Raw genomic sequence first — 25561 nt, forward strand, 5'->3', positions numbered from 1 at the left:
GTCGCCGATGCGAACAACAATCGCCGACCTTCCCCGTGGCGTCTACGACGCGGGTCATCCCAATCTGTCTGACCGCCAGGCCCGCCGTTATCATCCTTTTTCATTCGACTTCGATTCGACCCCAATGAGCCTCGATGATCCCGGAGAGCACTGGGACGAGCAAGTAAAGCAGCAGCATTCGGAGAGCCGCGAGCGGGCGATTGAGCATTTGAAGCTACGGTACGGCACCTTGCGCATCGCGGAAGTCGTAAGGAATACGGTCGATCTGGGACCGAAGTCGATGTCTATGCTGTCGTATCATAATCCGCTGCACGAACAGGCGCGTCGAGCCTTTGTAGCTGAGGCGTACTATCCCGCCCTCGTTGCTGCCTGCGCATTAGGTGAGCGCATCTTGAACCATCTGGTGCTCGACCTGCGTGATTTCTTCAAGTCATCCGAACACTACAAGAAGGTCTACCGCAAGGATTCGTTTGATAACTGGGAGTTCGCGACTTCGGTCTTATCGGACTGGCGCGCATTGGCGGATGGTGTCAGACCGGACTTTCTTGCTCTCGGCGAACTTCGCAATCGCTCTATTCATTTCAGTCCGGAGACTTATCAGACCTTGCGCGCAGACGCCCTCTCAGCCTTGCAGCGGCTCAATGCCATCATCTCCAAACAGTTCGGGTACTTCGGCAATCAGCCATGGTTCATCGAAGGCACGCCGGGCGCTCAATTTATAAAGAAGGCGCATGAGCACAATCCGTTCGTCCGCGCGTACATTGTGCCGCGCAGCGGGTTTGTAGGATACCTGTACGGAATGGAGCGGCTGCCCGACGGGAGCTGGACTCATCTCGACTACGTCGATTACGGCGATGTGGAAATGACGGACGAGGACTTCGCAAAGCAGTACCGAGAGCGTGACCCGGCGAAAGTTGTCTCCCGCCAGCTTATTGAAAATCACAACCCCTCTAAATCATAGCTTCGCCCGCGTGTTTATAGCCCGCAACCGAGCGCTGGCACCGGCCACGCCTGTGAATAACCGGGACAAGCGTCCTAATCGCCTCAACGCTACCCTGCATTGTGCCACCGTGTAGGCTCCCGATTCGCAACGGGCATTGCGGTAGTAAAACCAATGCTGACAGATATTTTTGCAGAGCGTTACAAGCTGACGACGCTTTGGACCATGTTCACAGACACCGAGCGACGGCTGTTGGTTCAGGCGTACCGATTGTTCTCGGAACAGCTATGTCCGTTCAACGACGGCAACAAGACCCTCTGGTCGGACGTTCAAAGCAGGCTGTCAATGGAATTGGGGCGAACGTCCCTTTCGCCACTGACCTACAACTTCATGGGGACATGGAACGGCCAACCGCACCACTATCATGGATCGTGGGGGATGAATGATGTTTGCAAAACGTGGTTCTTGGCCGATTTCGATGGAGGCGAATCCGCAGACAGATTTTTTAAGGAGCGAATGAGTTTCATTGAACTTGCTTTTCGACTTATTGAGGAGCGCGTCGCCACCCATAACGCCAACTTACCATCCGCTATTAGGCAAGTGGACATTTTCTACGACTCGCGCGCCTCACGTAGCGGAAAGCCTCGCGTTCCAGGGAGCCGTGTTGATGGTCTTTGAGCGGCAAACGACAAAATCAACAAGGACTTTGGCGAGGCCGTGGCGGAGCTAAATTCCCGGCTTCGCCAGGCTGAATGCAAATTGCATTACCACAATGGCTTTATCCAAATCTCTCAGGACGATACGGTTGCGCAAGAGATTGAAAATCCGTTCTGGAGACTAGTGGCGGACCCGAAGTGGCACAACGTCGATCACGACATGAAAGAGGCGATTGATTTGCGCGATACTGGCGGTTGTGACCCGGCCTTTTATGCAGCCCGTTCGTTGGAGAGCACAATTAAGATAATCTCAGGCGAAAAGCAGCTTACCACGGGCAAAGAGAAAGGCGCAGCCAACTACATCAACAATCTTAGAGGCGCGGAGCTGATCGAGGTGTGGGAATTGGAGGCGCTCCACCATTTCTTTGCGAAAGTCCGCAATCCATTTGGACACGGTCCCGGCGCGGCACCTATGCCGAGCCTCACTGAGCATCAGACGAATTGGGCCATCGAAAATGCGATGATCTGGATCAAAAGCCTTGTTCGTAGGATGTAATCAGCAAGTCACCACTTGCTGCAGACGTTGTGCGCCGGCGCAGAAGGCAAGACTCCTTAGCGCAACGACTAAGGCGCGACGTATGCAACTGTTTCCTCGCGGGGCACGACGTTAAAGGAAAGGTCGGCGAGCCGTGCCCTGATTACGCTTGCATCAGGATGATGCTTTTTGACGACCGCGCGGACCTGCTCCCATGGTATGCTGCAGGTGTCGCCGATGATCACTTCGGCGAGACGAATAAGTTTTCCAACTGGATAAAACCGAAGACTTTTCTCTTCGATAGTATCTTGAAGAGACAAGATCACTCGCCACTCCCGCTCGTAGCTCCAACTGCTGAATTTTGTTGTCATGAGCAATCCTGCCAATTCTTGATCTATTTCCACTGGCAAGGGGCTTTCCGCTGGCAATGAGCCTACTCGGCGGCCTAGGCGTTCGGTTCTGTAGCTAACCTTTCTAAGTACTAGGCTTCGATCAATATCAAAACCAAGACACATACCACTGTGTTTGGCTGCGTAGTGGCTCCATAAGACGGGGTCGGTCCAATCTTCACTGAAACAAAGCAGTCCCGATGAATGGTCAAATTCCTTCCGGTAGTCGAGGAAGGTCTGATGCTTTCCTCCCTTCTGGTATGCAAGCAGCTCGAACGGATCATTCAGATCAGAAATTTGTCCGACCTTAAGCCTGCTGAAAACGATGTTGCTGATCGCGTACTCGGACGGGCAAAGGTGGTAAGCGCGAAACCACTCGGCGCTCGGTGGTCGGACAACTGCAGCACTCCCGTACTTTCGGCCAGGATGTTCTTTATTTCCATAGCCTGCATTGTCCCAGAGGGCTCGAAAATGGCGGTTCATCGTCTTACGCCAAAGGAACTCCTCGTCGCCTAGTTTACGACTGTAGATCATCAATGCCCCCATGGTCTCCCCCTTAAGGTCTACCATGAGCGGCAACAAAGCGCGATTTAGCCCTTGGCGCGTTCTGCGTCGATGCCGTCGCACTCACCCCGACGGGCCTGGATGTCACTGGGAGTGATGCGGCTGGCGCTGCAGGCGGAGAGCCATCCCATCAGCGACGTTTATCGGTGAGTCGCAAGGCGGATGCGCGCATGTCACCGGCCTCACAGGGTGTTGATGGAAAATTGTTCTTGAGGCAAATTGACAATGTGCAGCCGTTCATTCGGCAGCGCCGCCAGCGCTCGGGAACGGTGCCCGTCTACAAACGGCGACCATCCCCCCCGCCCAAATGTCCCGCCCGGCTGGCCGGAGCCGCGCTACATGCGTCAAACCGAGTTGCCCCCACCACATAGCGGAGATAGCCTCAAACCGCTGCAGCCATCCGCGCACTTTTGAGAGCCTGATGATAAAAAGTGCGCTCAGCAGGCGCGCACTTTGTTAAGGAAACCAACAAGAGGCCGATGTCCGCTGATGCGGGCACAAGTAGTTCATCGCACGAGGTCTGCTACAGAAGCTGTCTTCGCTCCGGCGGCGCGGTTGACCGGATCGTCATTCCTCATAGCCTGAATAGTCCGGGCCAATGTCACCAAAGTCCAGTTCAACGGGGGCGTTGACCAATTCAACATCGGCCAACGTGCAGTCATCGACGGCGTCCCCTCGTATGCTTACGAGAACATCGGCGCGAAACTCCGCCGCAATGCTCTCACGGCTCTCACCGATCTTGCGGTCATGAGCTGCGTCAGCAAAGTAATTGAACTCCGCGTTCACTCGAGCGGTAGTCTCGACGGTTATCTGAGCAACAAAACCATCCTTTTGTGTTTGTATGATTTTGAAGGAGTCGGCAGACGTAAGGGGGCTGATGTCCTTCAGTCGGACATCAAAATCAACGACGCTCCAGTAAAAGTCGTCCGAATATGCCTCGATCTCCGGTTCGATTTCTGCGATTTCTCTACCCAGCCGTTGGTCCAATTCGTTTTTAAAGTCTTGTCGACCGCCCGCAGCTATTGAGCTAAGCAGGGATGCAACTAACCGGCGGGCGCTTTCCGTGTGGGCCTGGAAGCGCTGCAGCGCACTTGAAACATCTTGCTCTGCGTCAATCCATTCGGACTTTCCACAAAAGGAAATCCAGCCCTTGTCGCGCGTAATCGCGAGCAGCTTTTTGCCGTTGGTCTTCGCCCAATCTTCAAGTGTGATAAGCGCGATTGCGTCCGGAAATTCGTGCTTTCTGCCCGCCTCAAAAGGCACCTCTGGAGCAAAGTACATTTCGATTAAGCGTTCGATGTTCGCGCCTGACGCGCGAACGATCTCGCAGCCGGTGAGCCCAGTCCAGTTCCTGAGACTACGGTTCGCCGCGTCGGATGCGTCGAGGCCACCGCCGACGAGCGTTTTTAGCGACGCTAGCGTTTTCGCGTCGAAAAGCCGTGCAAGTGCACTTTGACGTATAGCGGTTTCTAGCTGTTGTTTCGCGAGATCGGCGTCAGATTGCAGGTGTCGGAAAACTTCCCTCAGCACAACTTCAGACAGAACGAATGTTGCAGAGCCTTCGGCGAATTGTTTAAACTGCGCAAGAATGCCGCGCTCAAGATTCAAGTGCTTCTGGTCAAATATGTTGGTGTCTAATGTGACGGCATCGTATTTCACTTTGCATCTTCTCCAGACAAGCGTACTGCGTGCGCATCTTTACGCAGTCGAGGCGGCAGGTTAGGCCGAGGGTGCCGGGCTGGATGCAGCTGGAGGTCCCGGTTCTTCGCTTCTGCCGGGCGGCGCATCCGAAGCCGGTGAGACAATGTAAAACTGTTTGAAGTCATCGTGTTCACGAAGTGCTTCCGGGCGGTATTCGCCGACTTTGTCGCTTGCGCAATCAATAATCGTTTCCAGCGCAAACCGCTCCTTCACCGTCGGATGAATCTTCGCTTGAGGTAGAATGGATCGCTTGATAATCTCATAGTTGGCGTTAGCCAGAAGGCCTCGAAGGATGCGGGGCAACCGCTCTCTAAATGCATCAATTGCGTCTCTCGTACCCGCAATCTCGCTGTGCTGCATGCTCGTTGCATCAGGGTAGAGATGCAGAGGTGTGCCTGTTGTGCTTGTACCGGCCACGGCTTCATCGTTGACCGTTACCGGTCCGAACTTGATCGGATGTTCTAGCGCAAGGATCTCTTCCAGCATCCACTGCAGCGAAATATCAGAAAGCCGAGACTCCGTCTCCGGATAGCTGCCACCGACGTCGGAGTGGTTGCCCGCAAACCACGCTTGCGACAAGTGCGTGCTGTCTGCTTGGCCCCAAGTGACGCGGTCAAAATCCTTCCGCCTCTCGTCGATGGCGTTGGCGGAACGGGCCGTGCCGACATACCTCGACAGGAGGCGGTCGAAGTTCCCCGACTTCCATTCGGCTTGATGGGAGCGGTTTTCGCCCTTCTTGGGGTAATCGTAGATTGTCTTCGTGTATTGCGCGCGCTGCCTGTGCAGAAACCAAAGAACCAACAGCACGACCAGAGCAGCACTTATCGCAAGTTCTGACCACCAGAAGCCGAAGCCAAGATAGTAGTCTGCGATTAGCGACGGCACGACCGCGAGTACAGCAGACGCTACGGTGGCGACGCCGGTGAAGAGAAGTGTCAGGCCCGCTTGAATCAAGAACCTGCGCATGCCGCTGGCGCCGAGCGCGGCGACAGTGTCAAAGACGCCAACAAAGTACGCCGCCGCATTTGACCGATCCTTGTCGGTATCCTCACCGACAAAATTCGAGCCATACTTCGCGCGAAATCTTCGGGCCTGTTCGTCACGCTCGGTCTCATAGTCGGCACGCGCATGTCCAGCGCCATGCTCATAGACGGTTTCAACTGCTTCCCTAGCGATATCGTGAACCTGCTTGCGGTAGCGCAGCAGCGGTCCGTTCTCCGCCTTTGTCGGAATGCCACACAGCATGAGCGTGTTGGCAAGGCAGCGGACAGTGTACGCGCCACGACTAAAGCCGATCAGGTAAACCCTGTCACCTTCCTGGTAGTGATTAATGATGAACTCGTAGCAGTCGGCCATGTTCTTGGTGATGCCGCGACCGGTCACCGACTGCAGCAGCTTGTCAATTTTGCGCATGATGCCGGTAAGCCCGCCTGCGCCGCTATCCGTTCCTAGACCAGGGTCATAAAAGCAAACCTGTTCGATAGGGTTGATCGGGTTGTCCGGATGCACGCGGGACGACCTATACAGCTTGTAAACGTTGCTGATGCGTTGCTCAGGGCGAACGCCCCCGTCCTGACCCGTGCCGTCGGAATAGACGACAATGTTCTTCTGCATGAAATGTAGCTCCGCCGCGCAAGCAGCAAACGTCATAAAAGCGACCACACGCTACAGTAGTTGAGTCTGACCAAATATCCTACCCCTCGGGAACCGCGCCTATTGGAGAGCTGCGGGCGCAGCGCTCCAGCGACCGTTATCCGGCTGGCTCAAAATTGTCGCGCGTTGGACCGAAAAGGAGGATCGTGCAGCAGCGTATTATGATCGTCGTTCGGACCATCAGAGGACCAAAAACTGCAGGTAAAGTTCGCGTGCATAGTGCAGCTCAAAGCGCTCTAACATTGCGGGCGTCGGAGGTCTCCCACCTGATCCCGATCCGACTTATGCGGCATTTTCCACCCAATCTGCGAGATCCATAACGGCGCAATCCATCCCATCGTAAGCAGCGAGGTTGTTCGCGGATGTAAGGACGGTGTATCCTTTGTTCAACGCTACCGATGCGGTGTGGAGTTCAACGTGATTGTCGTACGCTCCTCGCGAAAACCCCAAGTTCAACTCTTCCGTAATGCGCGCGGCCCGCACTTCCACATGCGTGCTCAACTGGATTTTTTTAACAATGTACGGGGCGAGTTCGTCTGCATCGTCCTCGTAAAGGTCCCTGAGTTCTTGCAAAGCCCAGCTAGGCACACCAATCGTGCCGTCCTCGAGACGTGCAATCAGCGCTGCCTTCAGATTGCCGGTGGCATTCGCCAGTTCGTGCAGCCCGCTTGTGTCAATCACACATGAACAATCGGAGTCCGGCTTCTTAGCCATCATCCAGCTCCAAATTACGGAGCTCGTTAGCGGATAGCGAGTTCACGTACTCAAAGTAGGATTTTTGGTATTTCGGCTTCAGTCCAGAGGCGCGATAGAGATCAATTTCGCTAATGATCCCATGCTCCAAAAATTGCCTGAAGGCTCTGGCAAACGTGAACCCATATTTTGCCAGCTTTACCTTCTCTTGGGCAGGCGGTTGTTTGCCTCCGCCTCCCTTTTCGGAATAGTCCGGATTGTCGTTGTGGACCAATGCGAGCCACTTACTGTGGCTGCCATTTTTATAAATCTTGAGCTGCTCTAAACGCAGGACGGTTGCTTCTTGACTCACCTTAAGCTTGCGAGCCGCCCACCTCACATCATCCAAGTCAGGATCACGTGTGACAGGCACGCCAAGTAGACTGGGGACGTAAGCCTGCGGAACTAGAAAGCTGCCAGCGAAACGATTGCAGCGCCGCTCTATCGCATTTCTTCTGACAAACGGGTCAGAGATGCCGGACATTCCCATAAGTACGTGAGCAAGTTCGTGCGCGAGCGTGAATAGTCGGCGCGCCCGGGTCTGCTGCTTGGTATTTATCAGGATTAGAGGGTGAGTACGGTGCGCCAGACAGAACCCGCTGCCATCCTCGCGCGGAAACGAGTCCTGCAGAACCACGACACCCTTTTCTTCGATCTTCCTGCGCACTAGGACGTAGAATGTCCTCGCGTCTCGGGTTTCCTGCTGATCCTCAAGCGTTATGGAAAAGTGAGCGCGGGCCTTGAGCGCAAAACGGTCGATGTCTTCGTCCGTTTCGGCCGTGAACGCGGGCAGACCAGTTACGGCGGAAGCTTCAAACTGGATTAGCGACTTCTGAATGCCTTCAGCGAGTTTGATTGCTTCAACCGTTTCCCGCGATTTCGGACCTGGCTCGGGGATGAGCGAGCGAAAATCCGGAATGGACTCCTCTAGGGCGGGGAGCCGCTGCATGTAGAACGCGAATGCTGGTAAAACCAGTTCGCGCGCAACCGACCGAAGGAGGTCTCGCTTCGGCTCTGGGTCACGACGCAGCTCCCGAGCCAGCTCGGTGGGGTCCATGCCCAGCCGCTCCGACAGCTTGGCGGGAGTCAGCCGCCGCGCACGAAGAGCTTCTTGGAGAATATTAGGGTTATATGCCACGAATCGCGCGTTACGGGGTAAAGTCAATTTATGAAGTATGGCGACCTTTCCAGTATTGTGCAACTAGGGGTTGGCTTGCACGTCGGGACTGCCGTTCTTCAGCTTTACGGAGAGCTGGGCGTTGCTCCGCTTGAACGCCGTATCGCTCGAATAAAGAGGTTATTCAGCTTACCAGAAGCAGAACGGCCCTGCCGCGACCTTGAAGAGGAGCTGAACTGGGTTGAAAGTAGATATGGACTCTTCAAGATTGAATTTTTCCGGGAATACCGATGGTGCGTCGCACTCAACTCAGCCGTAGCGGTCATATTGGCCGCATTCCTCATTGTCATTGCATTCAAAGCCGATGATCAAATATTGGATGGCTTCGAGTGGTTTGCCGTTTTCGCAATAGCGGGCTCCTTTCTGCCAGCGCCGCTGATACTTGGCTCCCTTTGGTTTGACGCGCGGAAACGAGTGAAGGCATTGAAATCCAAAGCAGACAGTATCGAGAAGCGGGCGCTAGAAGTCGCCCTCAATTCACCGGCCGGAACGGATCTGGCGGGCGGATAAGCGGTGCCGCCGCCGCATAAACACCCCCGGTGTCTCGTGACGCTACAGCGTTTTTTAGTTCAGCCCGGGCCGCTGCACCGCGTCCGGCAGGTCGATCACCTTGGCCTGCTCTGCATTTGCCAAGCGGCGCAGTTCGGCAATCGCGATTTGGTGTTCTGCCAGCCTGACGCTGGTTTCATGGTCCTCAGCTGACCGCACGTCGTTCGCGCCCACCAATTCCACCAGTTTGAGTTCAAGGCTGCGAATGTTCTCGGCTTGTCTATTCAACTTCTCGTCTTGATCCTGGATCATGGCCTTCAATTCGGCGATCAATTCGACGAGCACTGCGCGATCAAAGCTGCGTCTGGCGTCGATCCGTGAGTCGCACCAGTTGTTCCAGGCAGACCAGTCGGTCTCGCGGTGTTTGTCGGTCATGACGTTCACCAATTAACGTTGTTGATGACCTGCGCTCCGCCCGGCGTGACGGCCCATGCCGCGCGGGCGCGCACTCGGATCGAGATCAGATCGGTCTGGAAGGCGGTCTTGGTTGGCAGCGCTACTGCACCGCCTGATCCAACAATGTCCACTGGGCTGTCATCTTCAAAGTGAACGGTCGCGGTCCTGCTGGTCTCGATCTGGGGTGCGTCCTGATAGCCTGATGCGACCGCAGGGAGCGCGAAACAGGCAACGGTCTTTGCTGGCAGCCCCAGCGTCGAGAGAACCGGATGATCGAACTTCGGGCCAACCTTGGTCTTGAAGACCGTCGCCTCACGCGGCGAGCAGACGAATACGGCTCCGAAGGAATCGATCCCCGACGTGCCGATAGCGCCGATCAGACCGCCGAGGTCTTCAGCCATTGCATCCGGACCGGCGGCGACGGCTGCAAGCGGTGCAACGCCATGCAACAATCCTGCTGGTTGCGCGTCATCAGCCGCCGCTGTGCCAAAGGCGACTGTATCGATGGACTTGTTCGATGCGTCGGCGAGAAGCCGACCAATGATGGCGGATGCCGCCTCGGGAGTGGCATTTTCCAGTTCGGCGGTCGTCGCTGCCATGATTAATATTTTTCGGGTCGGTCCAACGGTGGTGCTGCCCAGCCCCCACTGCACGTTCGGTCCTGCTCCTCCCTCAGTAACGAAGATCGGTTGCGGCTCCCAGGTGGCGATATTCGGGATGCTGATGGTGTTGACGCCCCTCAAGTCCAGCTTCAGCCCGCGCTCGAACAACGCGACCGCCGCGCTTGATGGGCTGAGACTTTGGAATAGGCCCGTTTTGTCGAAGGCAGGGAAGTCCTCTGTGCTGGTTGGGCTCTGTGCGGCGCGCAGGATCAGGGCTGCTTGATCATCTCTGGGCCAGGCAGCTCTTAGGATGTCAGCAGGATCGGAGCGTTGCAAAGTCGCGAGCGCGCTGGCGGTGATGGCGCGATGCCAGCTGCGGCGCTCATGATGTGAGTTCTGCAAATCCTCTGGAACAAGTGCTCTTGTGGTCTGCATGTGACAACTATAAGCCCGCAACTAGGCTCTGGATCGTCACGCGCACGGTTTCTTTCCGAGCCAGCGGTCACAGAAACTGGACAGCACTTCACTGGCTGCCGTCTCGATGTCTTTGGTTGGGGCAGCGCTTTCCAACTGATCTCTCGCGCGCAGGGCCGCAGCGAACCGGCGCTCGTCCACCAAGACATGCAGCATTTTGTATCCGGCGCGCTGCCGAGCCCGAAAGTTGCGGGCGCGTGCGGCACCCGGAGAACTGCTACGACCCGGTGGTGTGCGCTTGTGCATCTTCAGTCGGCTTCAAAATGTGCGGCACCCTCCGCCTCGTTGCCCCATGCATCCCATCCAGCTCGCTCAGGGCCGCGCCGGTTCAGCTCGATCTTCGGCAGCGTCGGGAAATAGCTTTCGATCATGCTCGGGCTTCGCCGAATGGTCGCTGACCGGAGCCTCGATCACCGAATTCCCATTGCATCCCCGGTGCCGGCGCCGGGATGTCGCCCTTTCTGCCGACGAGCAGCAGCTCGTGCTGATTCCGATTCCAGTAGCCAGTGCCCGCCTTGTCCTTCATCCAGGCGAAGTTGCTTACATACGCGAAGCCCCCACGCCGCCATGACCTCCAGCGTCCGCGGCAGCATTGGCACCGTGGCCGAGAGGAAAAGCACGCTATCGTCCGCCGCAATGCTCGGCACATCGCGCGCCTTGATCGCGGCGAGCGGCGATGTCGGATAATGGTTGTCCGGCGAAGAGTTGAGCGAGCCGCGCGGCGAATAGAACTCGAATTGCCATTCCGGGGCAGCGACGATCCCGCCATAGTTTTTGTCAGGCAGCGCCAGCTGCTTCGATCCGAGCGCGGCCTCGCGCTGCACGCGCGCTTCCAGCTTCTCGGCCTGCCGCTCTTCTTTGCTTTCCTTGGCCTCGACGGTTCGCGCAGCTGCCGCGCCGGTCAGGACAGGTGGCGCATTTGCGCCAGCTCGCGTCTGGCCGCCGTTGATATTGCTGGCCTTCCTTGTAGTCGGTGGCGCATTTGCGCCAGTGTCGCGATCCACTGTGCTGCGGTTAACGCCCAGAGACTTGGCGATGGCGCGGTTCGAGACCTTCGGCTGCAGCTGCTTGATCCGCAGCGCGACTCGCTTGCGCTGCTCGGCGACCGCTTTCAAATTGTCGAGCCTGACAGAAGCCATGAAGGCGTTGACGTCATCGAAGCCATTCCCGACGCCGCGCCAGCGATCCTGCTCCAGCAGCCATTCCAGCTTGCCGCAGGCGCGCTCGAAGGTGAAGCCCGCGATATGGACGCCTTCGATCAAACCGCCATAGGCCTCAAGGGCGCGGGGATCGGCCCGGTTCATGACCGGCCCCCTGCGGTCGGCATCGACCCCCCAGTACCGCGTGCAGCCCGTGCGCCATGATACCGGCTCCGTTGGCGCGATTCCTTGGGTTCCGTCCTAGCGTGGTTTTGGCCGATGCTGCGCCATTGGAGCGCCGTTAGAAAAACCATAATGGCGCACCCAATGCGCCATTGGTTTTTACTATAGGCGCTCCGGTAACAACGGCGCAGACCGCTTGCGCCCTTGATGCGCCATTGAAACCGGGTCAACGGCGCAGCCCTCATGACGGCCTCTTTACGGCATCCACCCGAAGACCTTTGACGGGCTTCCGGGTGGTCGGGTTTTCATACGAATGTTGGATCAAAAGGCCGGAGCCGACCCACATCTTGATGATCTGCCGGGCTGGACCTTCACCCTTGCCGCAGTGCCTATCGATCACGCGCCAGGCGGCGCGGTCGGTGACATTGGGTGCATCGCTATATCGGTTCCCGTCTGGCAGGCCCGCCTCGATGTCGTCGAGGATGGCGTTCAGGACCGGGACGCTGATGTCGGCGAACAGCCCCGGTGGCGACCACGCCTCGACCGTCTGGACGTTGTCGCCGCTCGGATAGCCGTCCGTCTCGTTGCCGATCTCGACACCAACCAGTCGGAACCATTTTGCCGCTGTCATCGGTGGCATGATGTTGACCTTGGCGCTGTCGAGTCTGATCAGGCTGCGGCGCTCGGCCTCGCTCACCCCGAGGGCCTGCGCCTCTTCAGGCGTCATCGGCGTCAGGGTGTAAACCAGCCTGCCAGCGTCCCGCATCGAAGACGCGCCACGACCACGATCCGGGTTGCCGGGATCGGCCTGCCCCTTTGCGGTGTGGTGCGGCAGATCGATGGCGCAGTTAAGGGCCCCTGCCATGTCGGAAAGTATCTGCACCACCTTGTCGATCATCGAATTGGAATTTTCTTCGACGCTGTGGCTCTTCACGAACGGATCGATGCAGCAGATATCGATCTTGCGATCCATGATTGTGGCGGCCAGCTTTCCCGCCAGCGCGCCGACCACGGGCCTGCCGTGCTGATCGGGCACCATCAACTTACCGCCATCGGCTCCGGGTGATGCCAGAAACAGCCAGCCCTCCAGTTCGGGCTGTGCCACACCATGATGCAGACAGGCTGCGCGCAACCTGCGGCGCAACTCATCGGCATCGTCCTCTAAACTGACGATCAACACGCGGCAGCGCTGGAAGACATGCTCGCCTGTAAGCGGGCGACCGATGGCGAGCGAGATCAACTGTGCGAGGCGCAGCGCGCTCTTGCCGACGCCCCCGGGTGCGACGATGGATGAAATGAATTTGCGACAGAAGGCGGTGCCCAGCAGCCAGCCGCGCGGCGGCGGGAGATATTGCTTATCGGTGCCCGCATCCCACTCGCCAAGTACCTTGGCCTGCCGATGATCCTCGGCCTGATCGAGCAGTCTGTCGAGGTCTTCGCGCGAATGCCCGAGCGCCAGCCAATCGCTGATGTCGGCTTTCGGCGGGATATCGGGCCAATGTTTGGAAAGATCCAGCACGCGGACCCGCGCTACTCCTGACAGCGCGCGCGCCACCGCCTGCGCATGATCCTGTCCGGCGAAGATCGCCGAGCCGTCCTCATGAAACATCAGGTCGCCGGTCTTCTGGTGTCGCTTCTGCGGATCGTGATCGCCAACGACGACGACATGAGCACCCACAAAAAACGCGGTCAGGTCATCGTGCCACTTGCCAGCGCCACCGGCATTGCATGTGGCCGGGACGCCGAGGCCCCAGAGCCGATCAGCATCTTTCTCGCCCTCGACAATGACGACCCTGCGCCCTAGCTCGATCTGCTCGTTAAGTTCGGGCAGGCGGTAGGGCACACGCGGCACGCCCTCGACATCCCATATCCACTTGCCGGGGCTGTTCCGATCGGGACGACGCTGGCGAAAATTTTTAGGCGAATAGCGCAGCACCTCGAACAGCAGCTCGCCGTTGGCGTCACGGTACGGATAGGTAGCGACGATCTTACCGAGCGGCGCTCGCTGCCTTCCGTTCGCCTTGCGCGGCGCGGCACGCTCAGCCTCAAAGCCGTTGCGCTCGATCCAGGTGCGGCCATCGACGCCAGTGACATCCTTGATTAGGGCGAGCACGCCGCCGCCGACACCGCGCTCGTGATCGAACCAGCAGCCTGTTTGCAAATTGATAGCCATCGATCCGTGGTTGCCAAACCGCAGTTCGCCTTCCGACGACAGCGCTTCGTTTGGCTCGCCGAGCAGCCTGCGCGCGATGGGCTCCATCTGTCGGGCGATGTCGTCGCGCGGATCGGTCATCGGCGTGCGCCTGTCCCACTTGAAATTTTCAGGGGCGCGGCATAGACGGAGGGTTCTGGCTTGCTCGGTCTGACCGCGCCAACGGTCAGAACAGTTCAGGGCCCCGGATTCCCCTCCGGGGCCTTTTGTTTGGATATGTGGAAAAAGGGATGATGTTGGGCATGGGAGCAACGCCGCTGTTCAGCGCTTCAAGCCGTCGCAATAGACGCAAGGGGCGAAAGCGTTGGCAGTACCTGTTCGGTGTCTCCCGTTGACAGGACCGCGCGTTGATCTCCGGCATGCCCGCCGATGAAGTAGTTCTGCCCCAAGGGGCCGTGGCCTCTGGGGTCTCCCGTTTGTTCAGGCAGCGTCCGGCCTGCTCATGCCCTCGCGCTCGATGATCCACTGCGCGGCGGCCTCCTTGCTGATCCGCACGGCCTTGCCGATCCGCATCTCGCGCGGATTCCAACCGGCTCGCTTCATTTTTTCGTACAAGGACCGGCTGATGTTCATCGCGGTGCAAAATTCATCAACGCTGTAACTGAGCCTCGGCACAGCTGCGTACTTCTTGCTGTTTGCTTCGCGGGAGCGTGCCATCGTCGTTATCCTCTGGCATCATGCGGCGTACTGCACCGCCTCACGCAAGCATCTCGCTGCGGCCAATTTTGTGCAAGCAAACAGATAAGGCCAAGCGAGGCCAGTTGGGCTCGATGGAAGTTGTTTTCAGATAAGAGAACGAGCAGCGCGTTTTTAGCGCCTCGTGCGTCAGCGAGATCGGCGCTTCGCTTGTTCGTTCCGCTGCTAAGACGCACAACATCGAAGCGGAGCGATAGGCCTGCGAGATACGCCTGCGCGCGGAGTGTGCCGATCGGAGAAGAGATCGGCAAGGTGCCGAAGGCACCGCGCGGCGCTCCAGCGGCTAGAATTACCGCGCAAGGTAAATTTAGGAAGGGTGGCCGCACCGAGGCGATGCCGTCAGGCACGTTAGCGCGCTCGCTTTCAGAAGCTGGCGGTGCTGATTCCAGCTGAACAGGGCGGCGCATCGCGGCGGCGGAGGCCAAGGCGCCCCAGATCGGCTCAGCCTTCAAACTGATCTGTGCTGGGGCCTAAACGGGGCCTGAGCCACCCGCTCGGTCCCTGCTGTTTTCCAAGGTATTGAAAAGCCCACATTTTTCATGCGGTGAAGGGGCTGGACATCAGGCCGTGTGGTCCTGACGCCCCAGTGGCCGGTGTCCTCTTGTGAGACGCAATTGCGTCTTGTGAAGGGCGGTGACAAAAAGCCAAATCTCGCCGGGGAGAGCACGAAGTAAGCCGTAAACCATCGCGCAGGGAAAGCCGGCGTTTCCGGTTACACCTGTGGTCCTACCTCCCGTGCTTTCCGTTTGCACGGGGCCCATGGGAGCGATCGGCACCCGGCTTTCCCTGCGCCCTCTGCGAGAGGAGGGAGCAAGTTAACGCAAGACTCGGACGCTTCTGCGCCGCGAGAATGCGCATGTATGACTCACAAGCCGCGCAACACATTCGCTGTCGTCCTGGCGAAAGCCAGGACCCATTACCCCAAATCTCAATTGTCGCGCGTCGCTGGGACCGCGATCCCGTTCATCGCCAAATGCGGTGGTTATGGGTCTTGGCTTTCGCCAGGACGACAGTTGTGGACGTGGCGGCAGCAGCGCCCTCAGAACGCCGTGTACCCGCCGTCGATCACAAAGCAATCCGCCGTATGATAGGACGATGCTTTGCTCATGATGTAGACGGCGATGCCGCCGAAATCGCTCGGCTCGCCGAAGCGGCGCAGCGGGATGCGCGGCATCACGTTGGCGACGAACTTGTCGTTGGCCATGATGCCGGCGGTCATGTCGCTCTTGATCCAGCCGGGCAGGATCGCGTTCGCGGTGACGCCGTGGCGGGCGAGTTCGACGCCGAGCGCACGGCACAGCGCGTTCAGCGCAGCCTTGGTGCCGGCATAGTGCTCGTTGCGCGCGGTGCCGAACAGCGAGGCGAGGCTCGAGGTCGCCACCAGCCGGCCGAATCTGTCGCCGGCCTCGGCGCGCTCGGTCATGTGGCGCGCCGCGGCCTGGAACACATGAAACACGCCGTCGAGATTGGTCGCGAACATTTTTCGCCATTCTTCCTCGGTGCGGTCGATGAAGGAGCGGCGTCCGCCGCCGCCGATGCCGGCATTGGCGAAGCAGCCGTCGACGCGGCCGAACGTGTCGAGCGTCGCCTTCATCGCGGTCTTGACCGAGCCGGGATCGGTGACGTCGCAGAATTGCGTTGCGACCTTGCCGGGCCCGGCCTTCATCGAAGCCGCCGCGTTGGCATTCTTCTCGGCGTTGCGGCCCCAGATCGCGACGTTGCAGCCGGCGGCGTTCAGCGCCTGCGCGATGCCGAGGCCGATGCCGCCATTGCCGCCGGTGATGACAGCGACGCGGCCGGTGAGATCGAAGATGCCACTCATTGGGGTTTCCATTTGGTTTGGTGCGCGCTAATCACGCGTTCACGGATGGGCTTGCTGCCGACCATGGACAAGCCCGGCACAAAAATCAAATATGGGTCGAAACATCGACCTACCGCGGTACCAACCGCCGAAGCAACGTAAAGAGGAAACCATGCAGTTCAAACACGTCACGCTCGACTTCGACGGATCGGTCGCGATCCTCAAGCTCGACCATCAGGAAGTCATGAACGCGGTCTCGCTCGACATGCTGGGCGGGCTTGCCGAGGCGATGGATGCGATCGACGACAAGCGCGACGAGGTGCGCTGCCTGGTGATCACGGGGGCCGGCCGCGCCTTCTGCACCGGCGCCAATCTGCAGGGCCGCAACACGCAAGCGAAGCCGGGCAAGAGCAATGCCGGCGCGGCGCTGGAGACTGCATTCCATCCGTTCCTGCGCCGATTGCGTAAGCTGCACTGTCCGATCGTCACCGCGGTGAACGGTCCGGCCGCCGGCGCCGGGATGAGTTTTGCATTGATGGGCGACCTCGTCCTGTGCGCGCGCTCGTCGTATTTCCTGCAGGCGTTCCGCCGCATCGGCCTGGTGCCGGATTGCGGCTCGACCTGGCTGCTGCCGCGGCTGATCGGCAAGGCGCGCTCGGTCGAATTGTCGCTGCTCGGCGAGCGGCTGCCGGCCGAGAAGGCGCTGGAATGGGGCCTCGTCAACCGCGTCTATGACGACGTTGCGCTGATGGAGGAGACCATGAAGCTCGCGCATGAGCTCGCCAACGGCCCGACGGTCGCGCTGTCGCTGATCCGCAAGCTTTACTGGGACAGCCCGGAGAATTCGTTCGAGGAGCAGCTCAATCTGGAATTCGAGTCGCAGCGCATCGCGGGCAGCGCCGAGGATTTCAAGGAAGGCGTCACCGCATTCCTCGAGAAGCGTCCGGCGAAGTTCAAAGGCAAATGATCGAGACCGAGCTCACCCGCTGCGTCGCCTCCTTTCATCCCGGCGCGACCGGCGTCAGTGGCGCCGCAAAACTCTCCGGCGGCGCCAGCCAGGAGACCTGGACGTTCGACATCGTCCACCCGAGCGGCACGATCGGCGCGATTCTGCGCCGCGCGCCGCCGGGCTACGGTGCGGCGCCGGGCCGCGCCGCCGGCCTCGATGCCGAGGCTACGCTGATGCAGCTCGCGCATGACGCGGGCCTGCCGTCGCCCAAGGTGATGCATGTGCTGACGCCGGAGGACGGCCTCGGCCGCGGCTTCATCATGGCGCGCGTCGAAGGCGAGACCATCGCGCGGAAAATTTTGCGCGACGAGGAATTTGCCAATGCGCGGCCGATCCTGGCGCGCCAGCTCGGCCGCGTCATCGCCGGCATCCACGGCCTGCCGCAGGCAAAACTGCCGCAGCTGCGCAGCCTGACCGCGACCAGGGAGATCGAGGATCTCGGCCGTGAATATCACAGCTTCAATTGGCCGCGGCCGGTGTTCGAGCTGGCGCTGCGCTGGCTGCGCGATCACGATCCCGGTCCGTCGTCTGATGTGACGCTGGTGCATGGCGATTTCCGCCACGGCAATCTGATCATCGGTCCCGACGGGGTGCGCGCGGTGCTCGACTGGGAGCTCGCGCATACTGGCGATCCCATGGAGGATCTCGGTTGGATCTGCGTCAACTCATGGCGCTTCGGCGAGATCGACAAGCCGGTCGGCGGTTTTGGCACACGCGAAGACCTGTTCGCAGGCTATGAAGAAGCCGGCCGCAAGGCCGACCCCGATCGCGTGATGTTCTGGGAAGTGATGGGCACGCTGCGCTGGGGCGTGATGTGCTGCGGCATGATGCAGCGCTTCCGCTCCGGCCCCGATCATTCGATGGAGCGCGCGATGATTGGCCGGCGCGCGTCCGAGACCGAGATCGATCTGCTTAGGCTGCTGGCACCGAGAGGTCGTTGAGATGCAGGACGAACCGACCCCCACCGAACTGATCAAGGCCGTCGCCGATTTCCTGCGCACCGAGATCGCGCCCGCGATCAAGGGGCACAACAGCTTCAAGCTCCGCGTCGGCATCAACGCGCTCGACCTGGTGACGCGGCAGCTCGCGCTTGCCGAGGCGGGCGATACGACCGAGGCCGCGCGGCTGAAGCAGCTCCTCGGCGCGCACGGGACGCTGATTGAGCTGAACCGGGCGCTGTCGGCGAAGATCGCAAGCGGCGAGCTCGATCTGAAGACGCCGGGCCTGCCGGAGCATCTCTGGCAGACCACGATGGACAAGCTCGCCGTCGATCAGCCGAACTACGCGTCGTACAAGAGGGAGTTGGGGAATAAGTAACTTTCGGTACGTTCCCCGGATGCTGCGCAGCGCGAAGCGGTGCGCTGCTGATCCGGGGTCCATCAGCCGCAGGTCCCGGCTCTGCGGCGCAGCGTTGCACGCTGCACCGCGTCCGGGACACGAGAGTCTTTTACCGCCCCAGCCATTTCGGCGGCCGCTTCTCCGAAAACGCCTTCGGTCCCTCGATGTAATCCTGCGAGGCGGCCATCGCCTTCACCGCCGGATACTCGCGCTGCTCGGCGATCGCTTGTTCCAGCGATACTTCGAGACCGCGCTGGATTGCCTGCTTGGAGGCGCGGATCGACATCGGCGAGTTTTTGGCGATGGTCTCGGCCCAGCGCTCGGCGGCAGAAAGCGCCTCGCCCTGCGGCACCACCTCGTTGATGAAGCCGAGCTCGAGGCCTTCCTTGGCGCTGACATGGCGCGCGGTCAGGATCATGCCCATGGCGCGCTTCAGTCCGATCTGGCGCGGCAGCCGGTGCACGCCGCCGGCGAGCGCGGCAAGGCCGACACGCGGCTCGGGCAGGGCGAAGGTCGCATTCTCCGAGGCGATGATCAGGTCGCAGGCCAGCGCGATCTCGAACCCGCCGCCCATCGCGACGCCGTTGACGGCGGCGATGATCGGCTTGTCGCAGTCAAAGCGGCTGGTCAGGCCGGCGAAGCCGCCCTTGTCCCAGCCGCGCTTGCCGCCGGCGGCCTGCCATTTCAAATCGTTGCCGGCGCAGAACGCCTTGTCGCCGGCGCCGGTGACGATCGCGACCCACTGCTCGGGATCGGCGGCGAAGTCGTCGAACACCTTGTTGAGCTCGAAATGCGCGTCGATATGCAGCGCGTTGTAAACCTCGGGCCGCGACAGCGTCACGATTGTGATGGGACCCTTGCGCGTCACCTTGGAGAATTTCAGATCCATGTTGGCTCCCGTCGATTTTCTGTGGCGAAGAATATGGCCGATATCCTAGCGCCTGCGCGCCGTCCCGTGCCATCCAATTACGCAACGCGACCGCGCGCGCAGGCGTCACCGGCCTGCTTGACTTGGCCCGTCGCTTCTCAGCTTAATCGAACCGAACGCGTGTTTGCGCTAGCGCCTAGACGCAAAACGAAAATCAACGAATTTTCCGGGAGAGACGACCTTGGATTTCAATCTGCCGGCTGACCTGACAGCCTATCTCGCCGAGCTCGACCGTTTCATCGAACGCGAGATCAAGCCGCTGGAAGCGGCTGACGACAACATCCGCTTCTTCGATCATCGCCGCGAATGGGCGCGCACCGATTTCGACAAGGGCGGCCTGCCGCGCCATGAATGGGAGCTGTTGCTGCGCAAGGTCAAGAACCTGGCCGACGCCGCGGGCCATCTGCGTTTCGCGATCCCCAAGCGCTATGGCGGCAAGGACGGCTCCAATCTCTGGATGGCCGTGATCCGCGAACATTTTGCCTCAAAAGGTCTCGGCCTGCACAACGACCTACAGAACGAGCACTCGATCGTCGGCAATCTGCCGATCGTGACCATGCTCGACCGCTATGGAACCGATGAGCAGAAGGCGATGATCGACGGCTCGATCACCGGCAAGTACCGCATCACGTTCGGCCTGACCGAGCCCGAGCACGGCTCCGATGCCACGCATATGGAAACCAGGGCGGTGCAGGCGACGCGTGACAACGTCAAGGGCTGGATCATCAACGGCGAGAAGATGTGGACCACCGGCATGCATGTCGCGACGCATTGCGCGCTGTTTGCCCGTACCTCGGGCAATGACGGCGATGCGCGCGGCATCACCTGCTTCCTGGTGCCAGCGAAATCGGCCGGCGTGAAGGTCGAGGAGTATATGTGGACCTTCAACATGCCGACCGATCATCCCCGCGTCAGCTTCACCGACGTGTTCGTGCCTGAGGATGCGCAGTTCGGCGAGGTCGGCCGGGGCCTGTCGCTGGCGCAATGCTTCGTGCACGAGAATCGCATCCGCCAGGCGGCCAGTTCGCTCGGCGCCGCCGTGTATTGCATCAACGAAAGCGTGAAATATGCCCGCGAGCGAAAACCGTTCGGCAAGGCGCTGGCCGAGAACCAGGCGATCCAGTGGCCGCTGGTGGAACTGGCGACCCAGGCCGAGATGCTGCGGCTGCTGATCCGCAAGACCGCCTGGGAGATGGATCAGCTGACTCAGGCGCAGGTCGAGCACACGCTGTCGGACCGGGTCTCGATGTGCAATTTCTGGGCAAACCGGCTGTGCTGCGAGGCCGCCGACCGCGCGATGCAGGTGCATGGCGGCATGGGTTATTCGCGCCACAAGCCGTTCGAGCACATCTATCGCCACCACCGCCGTTATCGCATCACCGAAGGCAGCGAGGAGATCCAGAAGCGCAAGGTGGCGGGCTTCCTGTTCGGCTACATGGGAGCCGGCAAGCACTAAGGCATGAACGAGAGAGCGGGTCGACATGGAAGGTGGATGCACCTGCAGAAACGTCCGCTACCGCCTAACCGGCAGGCCGCTGATCGTGCACGCCTGCCACTGCACCTGGTGCCAGCGCGAGACCTGTACCGTGCATGCGCTCAACGCGATGTACGAGGCCGAGCGGGTCGAGCACATCGCGGCCGAGCCGGAGATCGTGGACACGCCGTCGGCGAGCGGAAAGGGGCAGAAGATCGCGCGCTGCCCGCGCTGCAAGGTCGCGGTCTGGAGCAATTATCCGGGCTCGGGACCCGTGGTACGCTTCGTCCGCGTCGGCACGCTTGATGATCCCAATCAGTGCCCGCCCGACGCCCACATCTTCACATCGTCCAAGCAGCCCTGGGTGACGTTCCCGCCAGGCGCAAAGGTGTTCGCCGAGTATTACGATCGGAAAGCGGTCTGGCCGGAGGAGGCGCAAGTGCGCTGGCGCGTCTTGCGGGAGAAGATGAAGAAGGCGTGATGTCAGCCACTCTCTCCATCGTCGTCCCGGCCTAGTGCGCGATTGCGCACGGGGGCCGGGACCCATAGCCACGAGGCCGTTGATGGAGCGAGATGTGGCCCCAGCGTGTTACCACCACGAACAATGGTGGTTATGGGTCCCGGCCTTCGCCGGGACGACAGGGGAAGGCTAGTTCACCTGCCGATCCTTGCCTGCCCAATACGGATCACGCAAATTCCGCCGCAGGATCTTGCCCGACGGGTTGCGCGGCAGCGCGGCGATGAAGTCGACAGATTTAGGCGTCTTGTAGCCCGCGATCCGCTCGCGGGTGAAGTTGATGATGTCGGTTGCATCAGCACTCTTGCCCGGCTTCATCACCACCACCGCCTTCACCGCCTCGCCCCATTTGTCGTCGGGGATGCCGATGACGGCGGCTTCGGCCACGTCAGGGTGGTCGCACAGCGCGCTCTCGACTTCGGCCGGATAGATGTTTTCGCCGCCGGAGATGATCATGTCCTTGATGCGGTCGTGGATGTAGAGATAGCCGTCACCGTCCATGTACCCGGCATCGCCGGTGCGCAGCCAGCCGTCGCCGTCGATGGTGCGCGCGGTGGCCTCGGGCAGATTCCAGTAGCCGATCATGTTGGAGCCGGAACGGGTGGCGATCTCGCCGACTTCGCCCGGCGGCAGCGGCTTGCCGTCAGGGTCGAGGATCGCAAGCTCGATACCGGGCAGCGCCTTGCCGGCCGAGCGCATCCGCTCGAGCCCCTCGATGTGGTCCTCCGGCGGCAGTGCCACGATGGTGCCGGTGGTCTCGGTCATGCCGTACATCTGCACGAAGCCGCATTTGAAGACCTCGATGCACTCCTTGAGCAGCGCCGCCGGAATCGGCGAGGCGCCATACAGCATGTACTTCAAACGGGAAAAGTCGACCTGCCGCGCGCGCGGCTGCCGCACCACGAACTGCATCGCGGCCGGCACCATGAACAATTTGGTGATGCCGGACTGCTCGAAGAAATCGAGCACCTTGGTCGGGTCGAACTCGCGCGCGATCACCCCGCGTGCGCCGTGATAGAGCCCCATGACGCCCCAGCCGGAGCCGCCGATGTGGAAGATCGGCATTGCCACCAGCGAGACGTCGTCGGTGGTCCAGCGGTTCCATTCCGGCTTTTCGGCCTCGTTGCCGCTCTGCACGAGGTTGAGGAAGTTGGCGTGCGACAGCATCGCGCCCTTCGGCTTGCCTGTGGTGCCCGAGGTGTAGAGCTGGATCGCGATGTCCTTTGGCTCGATCGGGACGCGCGGATCATTGCCGCTCTGCGCGTCGCGCCAGGCGAGATAGTCGGGCCATTCCGGCGCGCCGCCCTCGGTCGTGATGACGGTGCGAACGCTGGGCAGCTTGTCCCTGATGTTGCGCGCTTGCGTGATGAATTCGGGGCCGACAAACAGGATCGGTGCCTTGCAGTCGTCGACGATGAAGGCGACCTCGGGGCCCGCCAGCCGCCAGTTCACCGGCGCCATCACCACGCCGGCCTTCATCGCGCCCATCAACAGCTCGAAATAGAAGTCGCTGTTCTTGCCGAGATAGGCGATGCGCTCGCCTTTTTTGACGCCCATCGCGATCAGCGCGTTGGCGACACGGTTGGTCTTGATGTCGAATTCGGTGAAGCTGGTTTGCCGTCCCTCGAACTCATAGGCCAGCGCATCGCCGAGACTGCTCGCGCGGTCGCGCACCATGTCGGCAAGGTTGGTCAGTTTCGGCGCAGCGGACATGTTTCCCCCGTGACGTCTTGTTCTGGTTGCGCGGAGTGTGGCGGCATCGCGCGGGAAAAACAATACGGGGAACGTGCGCACGCCAGTTCAGCATCGTCGTCCCGGCGCAGGCCGGGACCCATAACCACGAATCTGGATGTGGCGCGACGCTGGGGCCACAGCGAGTTCAACGACGCGCAGCGGTGGTTATGGGTCCTGGCTTTCGCCAGGACGACAGTGCTGGTTGAGGCGCGAGCTGTCGCGTCAGCCGCGCGCTGCGCGGTCCTTCTCGTTCTGCGCCTTGATCGACTCGCGCGCCTTGGTCCAGTCGTCGTCGCTCCAGTCGCGCAGTTGGTAGAAATTGCCGCCCATCGCGAGCGCCTGGGCTCCGTCCATGGCGATGGTCTCGCCGTTGATCCAGTCGCAGCCGCCGGAGATCAGGAACACGGCGAGGTTCTGCAATTCCTCCATGGTGCCGACGCGGCCCATCGGGTTCACCGCCTTGGTGCGCGCGCCGGCCTCGTCGCCGGGCTTGATGCGCTTGCTCATGCCTTCGGTCGGGATCTCGCCGGGCGCGATGGTGTTGAGGCGGATGCCGTGGCGGCCCCATTCGATCGCGAGCGACATCGTCATGGCGTGGATCGCCGACTTGCTCATCGCCGACGGCACCACATAGGGCGAGCCGTTGCGCACCCAGGTCACCGTGATCGACACCACGTTGCCGCGATGGCCGCCGGCGATCCAGCGTCGGCCCACCGCGTGCGTGACGTAGAAGGTGCCGTGCATCACGATGTTGGCCACTGCATCAAATCCTCGCGCGGAGAGCTCTTCCGAGCGCGAGATGAAATTGCCGGCGGCGTTGTTGATCAGATCGGTGAGCGGACCGCTGGTGGTCCAGATCGCCTCGATCATTTCGTCGACCGCCATCGCGTTGCGGATGTCGACGCCATGGCTCACCACGCGTCCGCCATGCTCGGCCATCAATTCGGTGGCGGTTTCGTCGCAGACGCTCTTGCGGCGGCCGCAGATGTGCACCTCGGCCCCGAGCTGCAGGAACCGCGAGGCCATGGCCTTGCCGAGGCCGGTGCCGCCGCCGGTGACCAGGATGCGCCGCCCGGTAAGAAGCTGATCAGAGAACATCGTTTCCTCCACGGGGGTTGTCAGTTAATTGGTCGATTGACTAAAAGCGGACAACGGCCTTTGTGTAAAGCGCCATCAAGGAACAGCGGAGGAGATTTCAATGGAAGATCGCGTTTCGATATCGATTTCGGACGGTATCGCCGATGTCCGGCTGGTGCGGGCGGACAAGATGAACGCGCTCGATGCCGCGATGTTCGAGGCATTGGTCGCCGCAACCGACCGGCTTTCCAAGGAAAAAGCCGTTCGGGTGGTGGTGTTATCAGGCGAGGGCCGGGCGTTTTGCGCCGGGCTCGACATGGGGCGGTTCGCTGCCATGAAGGACGGCGGTAACGGGGTGCCCGGTGGCGAGAGCCGTGACCTGACGATCCGCACCCACGGCAAGGCCAATTTCGCGCAGCAGGCGGTCTGGGGCTGGCGCCAGCTTCCGGTGCCCGTGATCGCCGCGGTCCATGGCGTCGCATTCGGCGGCGGCTTCCAGCTCGCGCTCGGCGCCGACATGCGCTTCCTCTCGACTGATGCGCGCATGTCGATCATGGAGATCAAATGGGGCCTGGTACCCGACATGGCGGGCACGCCGATCCTCGCGAGCCTGGTGCGCGACGACATCCTGCGTGAGCTCACCTACACTGGTCGCATCTTCTCGGCGCAGGAAGCGCAGAGCTACGGCCTCGCCACTCGCGTCTGCGACGACCCGCGCGCCGCGGCGCTGGAAGTCGCGCGCGAGATCGCCGGCAAGAGCCCGGATGCCATCCGCGCCGCCAAGCGCATGTTGAACAATCTGTCGGTCGATCCGGCCGCTGCACTGCTGGCGGAATCCGTCGAGCAGCAGAAGCTGCTCGGCAGCCCGAACCAGACTGAATCCGTGCGCGCCAATCTGGAGAAGCGCGCGCCAAGGTTTGCGGATGCGTGAATCTCTCCGCCGTCATGGCCGGGCAAAAGCGCGAAGCGCGTCTTCGCGCAGATGTCCCGGCCATCCACGTCTTCGTTGCGGCGGTGAATACGTGGATCACCGGGACAAGCCCGGTGATGACGACAACTTCCGGCGTCGCTAACCAACAACGAAG

At 60.6% G+C, this 25561-nt stretch carries 26 protein-coding genes; 10 read left to right on the forward strand and 16 right to left on the reverse strand.

Annotated features, from left to right (window positions below):
• Positions 1-7 precede the first annotated feature (7 nt).
• The 3 genes from G6P99_RS15810 (at position 8) to G6P99_RS15820 (ending at position 2152) form a co-directional block, all read left to right on the forward strand.
• Positions 8-961, forward strand: coding sequence for a hypothetical protein (locus G6P99_RS15810; RefSeq protein WP_156928904.1), 954 nt, complete (start codon positions 8-10; stop codon positions 959-961).
• Positions 962-1114: 153 nt separating this feature from the next.
• Positions 1115-1618: a hypothetical protein gene (locus G6P99_RS15815; RefSeq protein WP_334262044.1), complete on the forward strand. Its 504-nt coding sequence runs from the start codon at positions 1115-1117 to the stop codon at positions 1616-1618.
• 39 nt (positions 1619-1657) lie between these two features.
• A complete protein-coding gene (locus G6P99_RS15820; RefSeq protein WP_334262045.1) occupies positions 1658-2152 on the forward strand; it encodes a hypothetical protein in 495 nt (164 codons plus the stop codon).
• Positions 2153-2220: 68 nt separating this feature from the next.
• Here G6P99_RS15820 and G6P99_RS15825 read toward each other — a convergent pair whose 3' ends face one another.
• The 5 genes from G6P99_RS15825 to G6P99_RS15845 all read right to left on the reverse strand — a co-directional run bounded on the left by G6P99_RS15825 (position 2221) and on the right by G6P99_RS15845 (position 8227).
• On the reverse strand, positions 2221-3054 hold the full coding sequence (locus G6P99_RS15825) for a DUF2971 domain-containing protein (RefSeq protein ID WP_165128699.1): 834 nt from the start codon (positions 3052-3054) through the stop codon (positions 2221-2223).
• Between the two features lie 597 nt (positions 3055-3651).
• Positions 3652-4743, reverse strand: coding sequence for a PIN domain-containing protein (locus G6P99_RS15830; protein WP_029084101.1), 1092 nt, complete (start codon positions 4741-4743; stop codon positions 3652-3654).
• A gap of 60 nt (positions 4744-4803) precedes the next feature.
• Positions 4804-6399 carry a DUF2235 domain-containing protein gene (locus tag G6P99_RS15835; protein ID WP_029084102.1) on the reverse strand — a complete coding sequence of 532 codons (1596 nt, stop codon included), beginning with the start codon at positions 6397-6399 and terminating at the stop codon, positions 4804-4806.
• Between the two features lie 321 nt (positions 6400-6720).
• Positions 6721-7152 (reverse strand): hypothetical protein, encoded by a 432-nt coding sequence (locus tag G6P99_RS15840; RefSeq protein WP_156928905.1) that lies wholly within the window; start codon positions 7150-7152, stop codon positions 6721-6723.
• Entirely contained in the window at positions 7145-8227 is a 1083-nt protein-coding gene (locus G6P99_RS15845) for an ImmA/IrrE family metallo-endopeptidase (RefSeq protein ID WP_156928906.1), read from the reverse strand. The genes G6P99_RS15840 and G6P99_RS15845 overlap by 8 nt, the downstream gene beginning before the upstream one ends.
• Before the next feature lie 111 nt (positions 8228-8338).
• On the opposite strand from G6P99_RS15845, the gene G6P99_RS15850 reads away from it, so the two are divergent.
• Entirely contained in the window at positions 8339-8857 is a 519-nt protein-coding gene (locus tag G6P99_RS15850; protein WP_029084105.1) for a hypothetical protein, read from the forward strand.
• A 54-nt stretch (positions 8858-8911) separates the two neighbouring features.
• On the opposite strand, the gene G6P99_RS15855 is transcribed toward G6P99_RS15850, so the two are convergent.
• The 8 genes from G6P99_RS15855 to G6P99_RS15890 form a co-directional block, all read right to left on the reverse strand.
• Positions 8912-9271, reverse strand: coding sequence for a hypothetical protein (locus tag G6P99_RS15855; RefSeq protein WP_029084106.1), 360 nt, complete (start codon positions 9269-9271; stop codon positions 8912-8914).
• 5 nt (positions 9272-9276) lie between these two features.
• Positions 9277-10329 (reverse strand): hypothetical protein, encoded by a 1053-nt coding sequence (locus G6P99_RS15860; protein WP_165128701.1) that lies wholly within the window; start codon positions 10327-10329, stop codon positions 9277-9279.
• 36 nt (positions 10330-10365) lie between these two features.
• Entirely contained in the window at positions 10366-10524 is a 159-nt protein-coding gene (locus G6P99_RS15865; protein WP_156928908.1) for a hypothetical protein, read from the reverse strand.
• 92 nt (positions 10525-10616) lie between these two features.
• The gene (locus tag G6P99_RS15870; RefSeq protein ID WP_256375199.1) at positions 10617-10739 is read right to left on the reverse strand and encodes a hypothetical protein; all 123 of its coding nucleotides are present in this window, start codon (positions 10737-10739) and stop codon (positions 10617-10619) included.
• 39 nt (positions 10740-10778) lie between these two features.
• On the reverse strand, positions 10779-11672 hold the full coding sequence (locus tag G6P99_RS15875; RefSeq protein WP_165128703.1) for a hypothetical protein: 894 nt from the start codon (positions 11670-11672) through the stop codon (positions 10779-10781).
• Positions 11673-11931: 259 nt separating this feature from the next.
• A complete protein-coding gene (locus G6P99_RS15880) occupies positions 11932-13983 on the reverse strand; it encodes an AAA family ATPase (RefSeq protein ID WP_165128705.1) in 2052 nt (683 codons plus the stop codon).
• Positions 13984-14322: 339 nt separating this feature from the next.
• Positions 14323-14559 (reverse strand): hypothetical protein, encoded by a 237-nt coding sequence (locus G6P99_RS15885; protein ID WP_165128707.1) that lies wholly within the window; start codon positions 14557-14559, stop codon positions 14323-14325.
• 1078 nt (positions 14560-15637) lie between these two features.
• Positions 15638-16420, reverse strand: a complete 783-nt coding sequence (locus G6P99_RS15890; RefSeq protein ID WP_029083964.1) for an SDR family NAD(P)-dependent oxidoreductase — start codon at positions 16418-16420, stop codon at positions 15638-15640.
• Positions 16421-16571: 151 nt separating this feature from the next.
• Here G6P99_RS15890 and G6P99_RS15895 point away from each other — a divergent pair, with 151 nt between their 5' ends.
• Genes G6P99_RS15895 through G6P99_RS15905 form a run of 3 tightly spaced genes read left to right on the forward strand, consistent with a single transcriptional unit; the run spans position 16572 to position 18725 of the window.
• Positions 16572-17366 (forward strand): enoyl-CoA hydratase/isomerase, encoded by a 795-nt coding sequence (locus G6P99_RS15895; protein WP_029083965.1) that lies wholly within the window; start codon positions 16572-16574, stop codon positions 17364-17366.
• Entirely contained in the window at positions 17363-18349 is a 987-nt protein-coding gene (locus tag G6P99_RS15900; RefSeq protein WP_029083966.1) for a phosphotransferase family protein, read from the forward strand. Before G6P99_RS15895 ends, G6P99_RS15900 begins: the two co-directional genes overlap by 4 nt.
• A gap of 1 nt (position 18350) precedes the next feature.
• Positions 18351-18725 carry a DUF6285 domain-containing protein gene (locus G6P99_RS15905; protein WP_029083967.1) on the forward strand — a complete coding sequence of 125 codons (375 nt, stop codon included), beginning with the start codon at positions 18351-18353 and terminating at the stop codon, positions 18723-18725.
• A gap of 130 nt (positions 18726-18855) precedes the next feature.
• Here the strand turns inward: G6P99_RS15905 and G6P99_RS15910 are convergent, their stop codons facing one another.
• Positions 18856-19635 carry an enoyl-CoA hydratase-related protein gene (locus G6P99_RS15910; RefSeq protein ID WP_029083968.1) on the reverse strand — a complete coding sequence of 260 codons (780 nt, stop codon included), beginning with the start codon at positions 19633-19635 and terminating at the stop codon, positions 18856-18858.
• A 220-nt stretch (positions 19636-19855) separates the two neighbouring features.
• On the opposite strand from G6P99_RS15910, the gene G6P99_RS15915 reads away from it, so the two are divergent.
• Both G6P99_RS15915 and G6P99_RS15920 read left to right on the forward strand, forming a co-directional pair.
• Positions 19856-21130: an acyl-CoA dehydrogenase family protein gene (locus G6P99_RS15915; protein ID WP_029083969.1), complete on the forward strand. Its 1275-nt coding sequence runs from the start codon at positions 19856-19858 to the stop codon at positions 21128-21130.
• 25 nt (positions 21131-21155) lie between these two features.
• A complete protein-coding gene (locus G6P99_RS15920) occupies positions 21156-21629 on the forward strand; it encodes a GFA family protein (protein ID WP_029083970.1) in 474 nt (157 codons plus the stop codon).
• A 168-nt stretch (positions 21630-21797) separates the two neighbouring features.
• Here the strand turns inward: G6P99_RS15920 and G6P99_RS15925 are convergent, their stop codons facing one another.
• On the reverse strand, positions 21798-23378 hold the full coding sequence (locus G6P99_RS15925; protein ID WP_029083971.1) for a fatty acid--CoA ligase: 1581 nt from the start codon (positions 23376-23378) through the stop codon (positions 21798-21800).
• A gap of 243 nt (positions 23379-23621) precedes the next feature.
• Positions 23622-24497: an SDR family oxidoreductase gene (locus G6P99_RS15930; RefSeq protein ID WP_029083972.1), complete on the reverse strand. Its 876-nt coding sequence runs from the start codon at positions 24495-24497 to the stop codon at positions 23622-23624.
• Positions 24498-24597: 100 nt separating this feature from the next.
• Here G6P99_RS15930 and G6P99_RS15935 point away from each other — a divergent pair, with 100 nt between their 5' ends.
• The gene (locus G6P99_RS15935) at positions 24598-25407 is read left to right on the forward strand and encodes a crotonase/enoyl-CoA hydratase family protein (protein ID WP_029083973.1); all 810 of its coding nucleotides are present in this window, start codon (positions 24598-24600) and stop codon (positions 25405-25407) included.
• The last annotated feature ends 154 nt before the right edge of the window (positions 25408-25561 follow it).

Origin of the sequence: Bradyrhizobium sp. 6(2017) (genome assembly GCF_011058295.2) — a bacterium.
Lineage (GTDB): Bacteria > Pseudomonadota > Alphaproteobacteria > Rhizobiales > Xanthobacteraceae > Bradyrhizobium > Bradyrhizobium septentrionale.

Coding starts and splice junctions, on each gene's coding strand:
- G6P99_RS15875 (WP_165128703.1), bottom strand. CDS start 11,672: ATGAACCGGGCCGATCCCCGCGCCCTTGAGGCCTATGGCGGTTTGATC.
- G6P99_RS15845 (WP_156928906.1), bottom strand. CDS start 8,227: ATGGACCCCACCGAGCTGGCTCGGGAGCTGCGTCGTGACCCAGAGCCG.
- G6P99_RS15930 (WP_029083972.1), bottom strand. CDS start 24,497: ATGTTCTCTGATCAGCTTCTTACCGGGCGGCGCATCCTGGTCACCGGC.
- G6P99_RS15865 (WP_156928908.1), bottom strand. CDS start 10,524: ATGCTGCATGTCTTGGTGGACGAGCGCCGGTTCGCTGCGGCCCTGCGC.
- G6P99_RS15895 (WP_029083965.1), top strand. CDS start 16,572: ATGCAGTTCAAACACGTCACGCTCGACTTCGACGGATCGGTCGCGATC.
- G6P99_RS15850 (WP_029084105.1), top strand. CDS start 8,339: ATGAAGTATGGCGACCTTTCCAGTATTGTGCAACTAGGGGTTGGCTTG.
- G6P99_RS15825 (WP_165128699.1), bottom strand. CDS start 3,054: ATGATCTACAGTCGTAAACTAGGCGACGAGGAGTTCCTTTGGCGTAAG.
- G6P99_RS15840 (WP_156928905.1), bottom strand. CDS start 7,152: ATGGCTAAGAAGCCGGACTCCGATTGTTCATGTGTGATTGACACAAGC.
- G6P99_RS15905 (WP_029083967.1), top strand. CDS start 18,351: ATGCAGGACGAACCGACCCCCACCGAACTGATCAAGGCCGTCGCCGAT.
- G6P99_RS15810 (WP_156928904.1), top strand. CDS start 8: ATGCGAACAACAATCGCCGACCTTCCCCGTGGCGTCTACGACGCGGGT.
- G6P99_RS15855 (WP_029084106.1), bottom strand. CDS start 9,271: ATGACCGACAAACACCGCGAGACCGACTGGTCTGCCTGGAACAACTGG.
- G6P99_RS15880 (WP_165128705.1), bottom strand. CDS start 13,983: ATGACCGATCCGCGCGACGACATCGCCCGACAGATGGAGCCCATCGCG.
- G6P99_RS15890 (WP_029083964.1), bottom strand. CDS start 16,420: ATGAGTGGCATCTTCGATCTCACCGGCCGCGTCGCTGTCATCACCGGC.
- G6P99_RS15935 (WP_029083973.1), top strand. CDS start 24,598: ATGGAAGATCGCGTTTCGATATCGATTTCGGACGGTATCGCCGATGTC.
- G6P99_RS15900 (WP_029083966.1), top strand. CDS start 17,363: ATGATCGAGACCGAGCTCACCCGCTGCGTCGCCTCCTTTCATCCCGGC.
- G6P99_RS15835 (WP_029084102.1), bottom strand. CDS start 6,399: ATGCAGAAGAACATTGTCGTCTATTCCGACGGCACGGGTCAGGACGGG.
- G6P99_RS15925 (WP_029083971.1), bottom strand. CDS start 23,378: ATGTCCGCTGCGCCGAAACTGACCAACCTTGCCGACATGGTGCGCGAC.
- G6P99_RS15860 (WP_165128701.1), bottom strand. CDS start 10,329: ATGCAGACCACAAGAGCACTTGTTCCAGAGGATTTGCAGAACTCACAT.
- G6P99_RS15870 (WP_256375199.1), bottom strand. CDS start 10,739: ATGATCGAAAGCTATTTCCCGACGCTGCCGAAGATCGAGCTGAACCGG.
- G6P99_RS15920 (WP_029083970.1), top strand. CDS start 21,156: ATGGAAGGTGGATGCACCTGCAGAAACGTCCGCTACCGCCTAACCGGC.
- G6P99_RS15815 (WP_334262044.1), top strand. CDS start 1,115: ATGCTGACAGATATTTTTGCAGAGCGTTACAAGCTGACGACGCTTTGG.
- G6P99_RS15885 (WP_165128707.1), bottom strand. CDS start 14,559: ATGGCACGCTCCCGCGAAGCAAACAGCAAGAAGTACGCAGCTGTGCCG.
- G6P99_RS15910 (WP_029083968.1), bottom strand. CDS start 19,635: ATGGATCTGAAATTCTCCAAGGTGACGCGCAAGGGTCCCATCACAATC.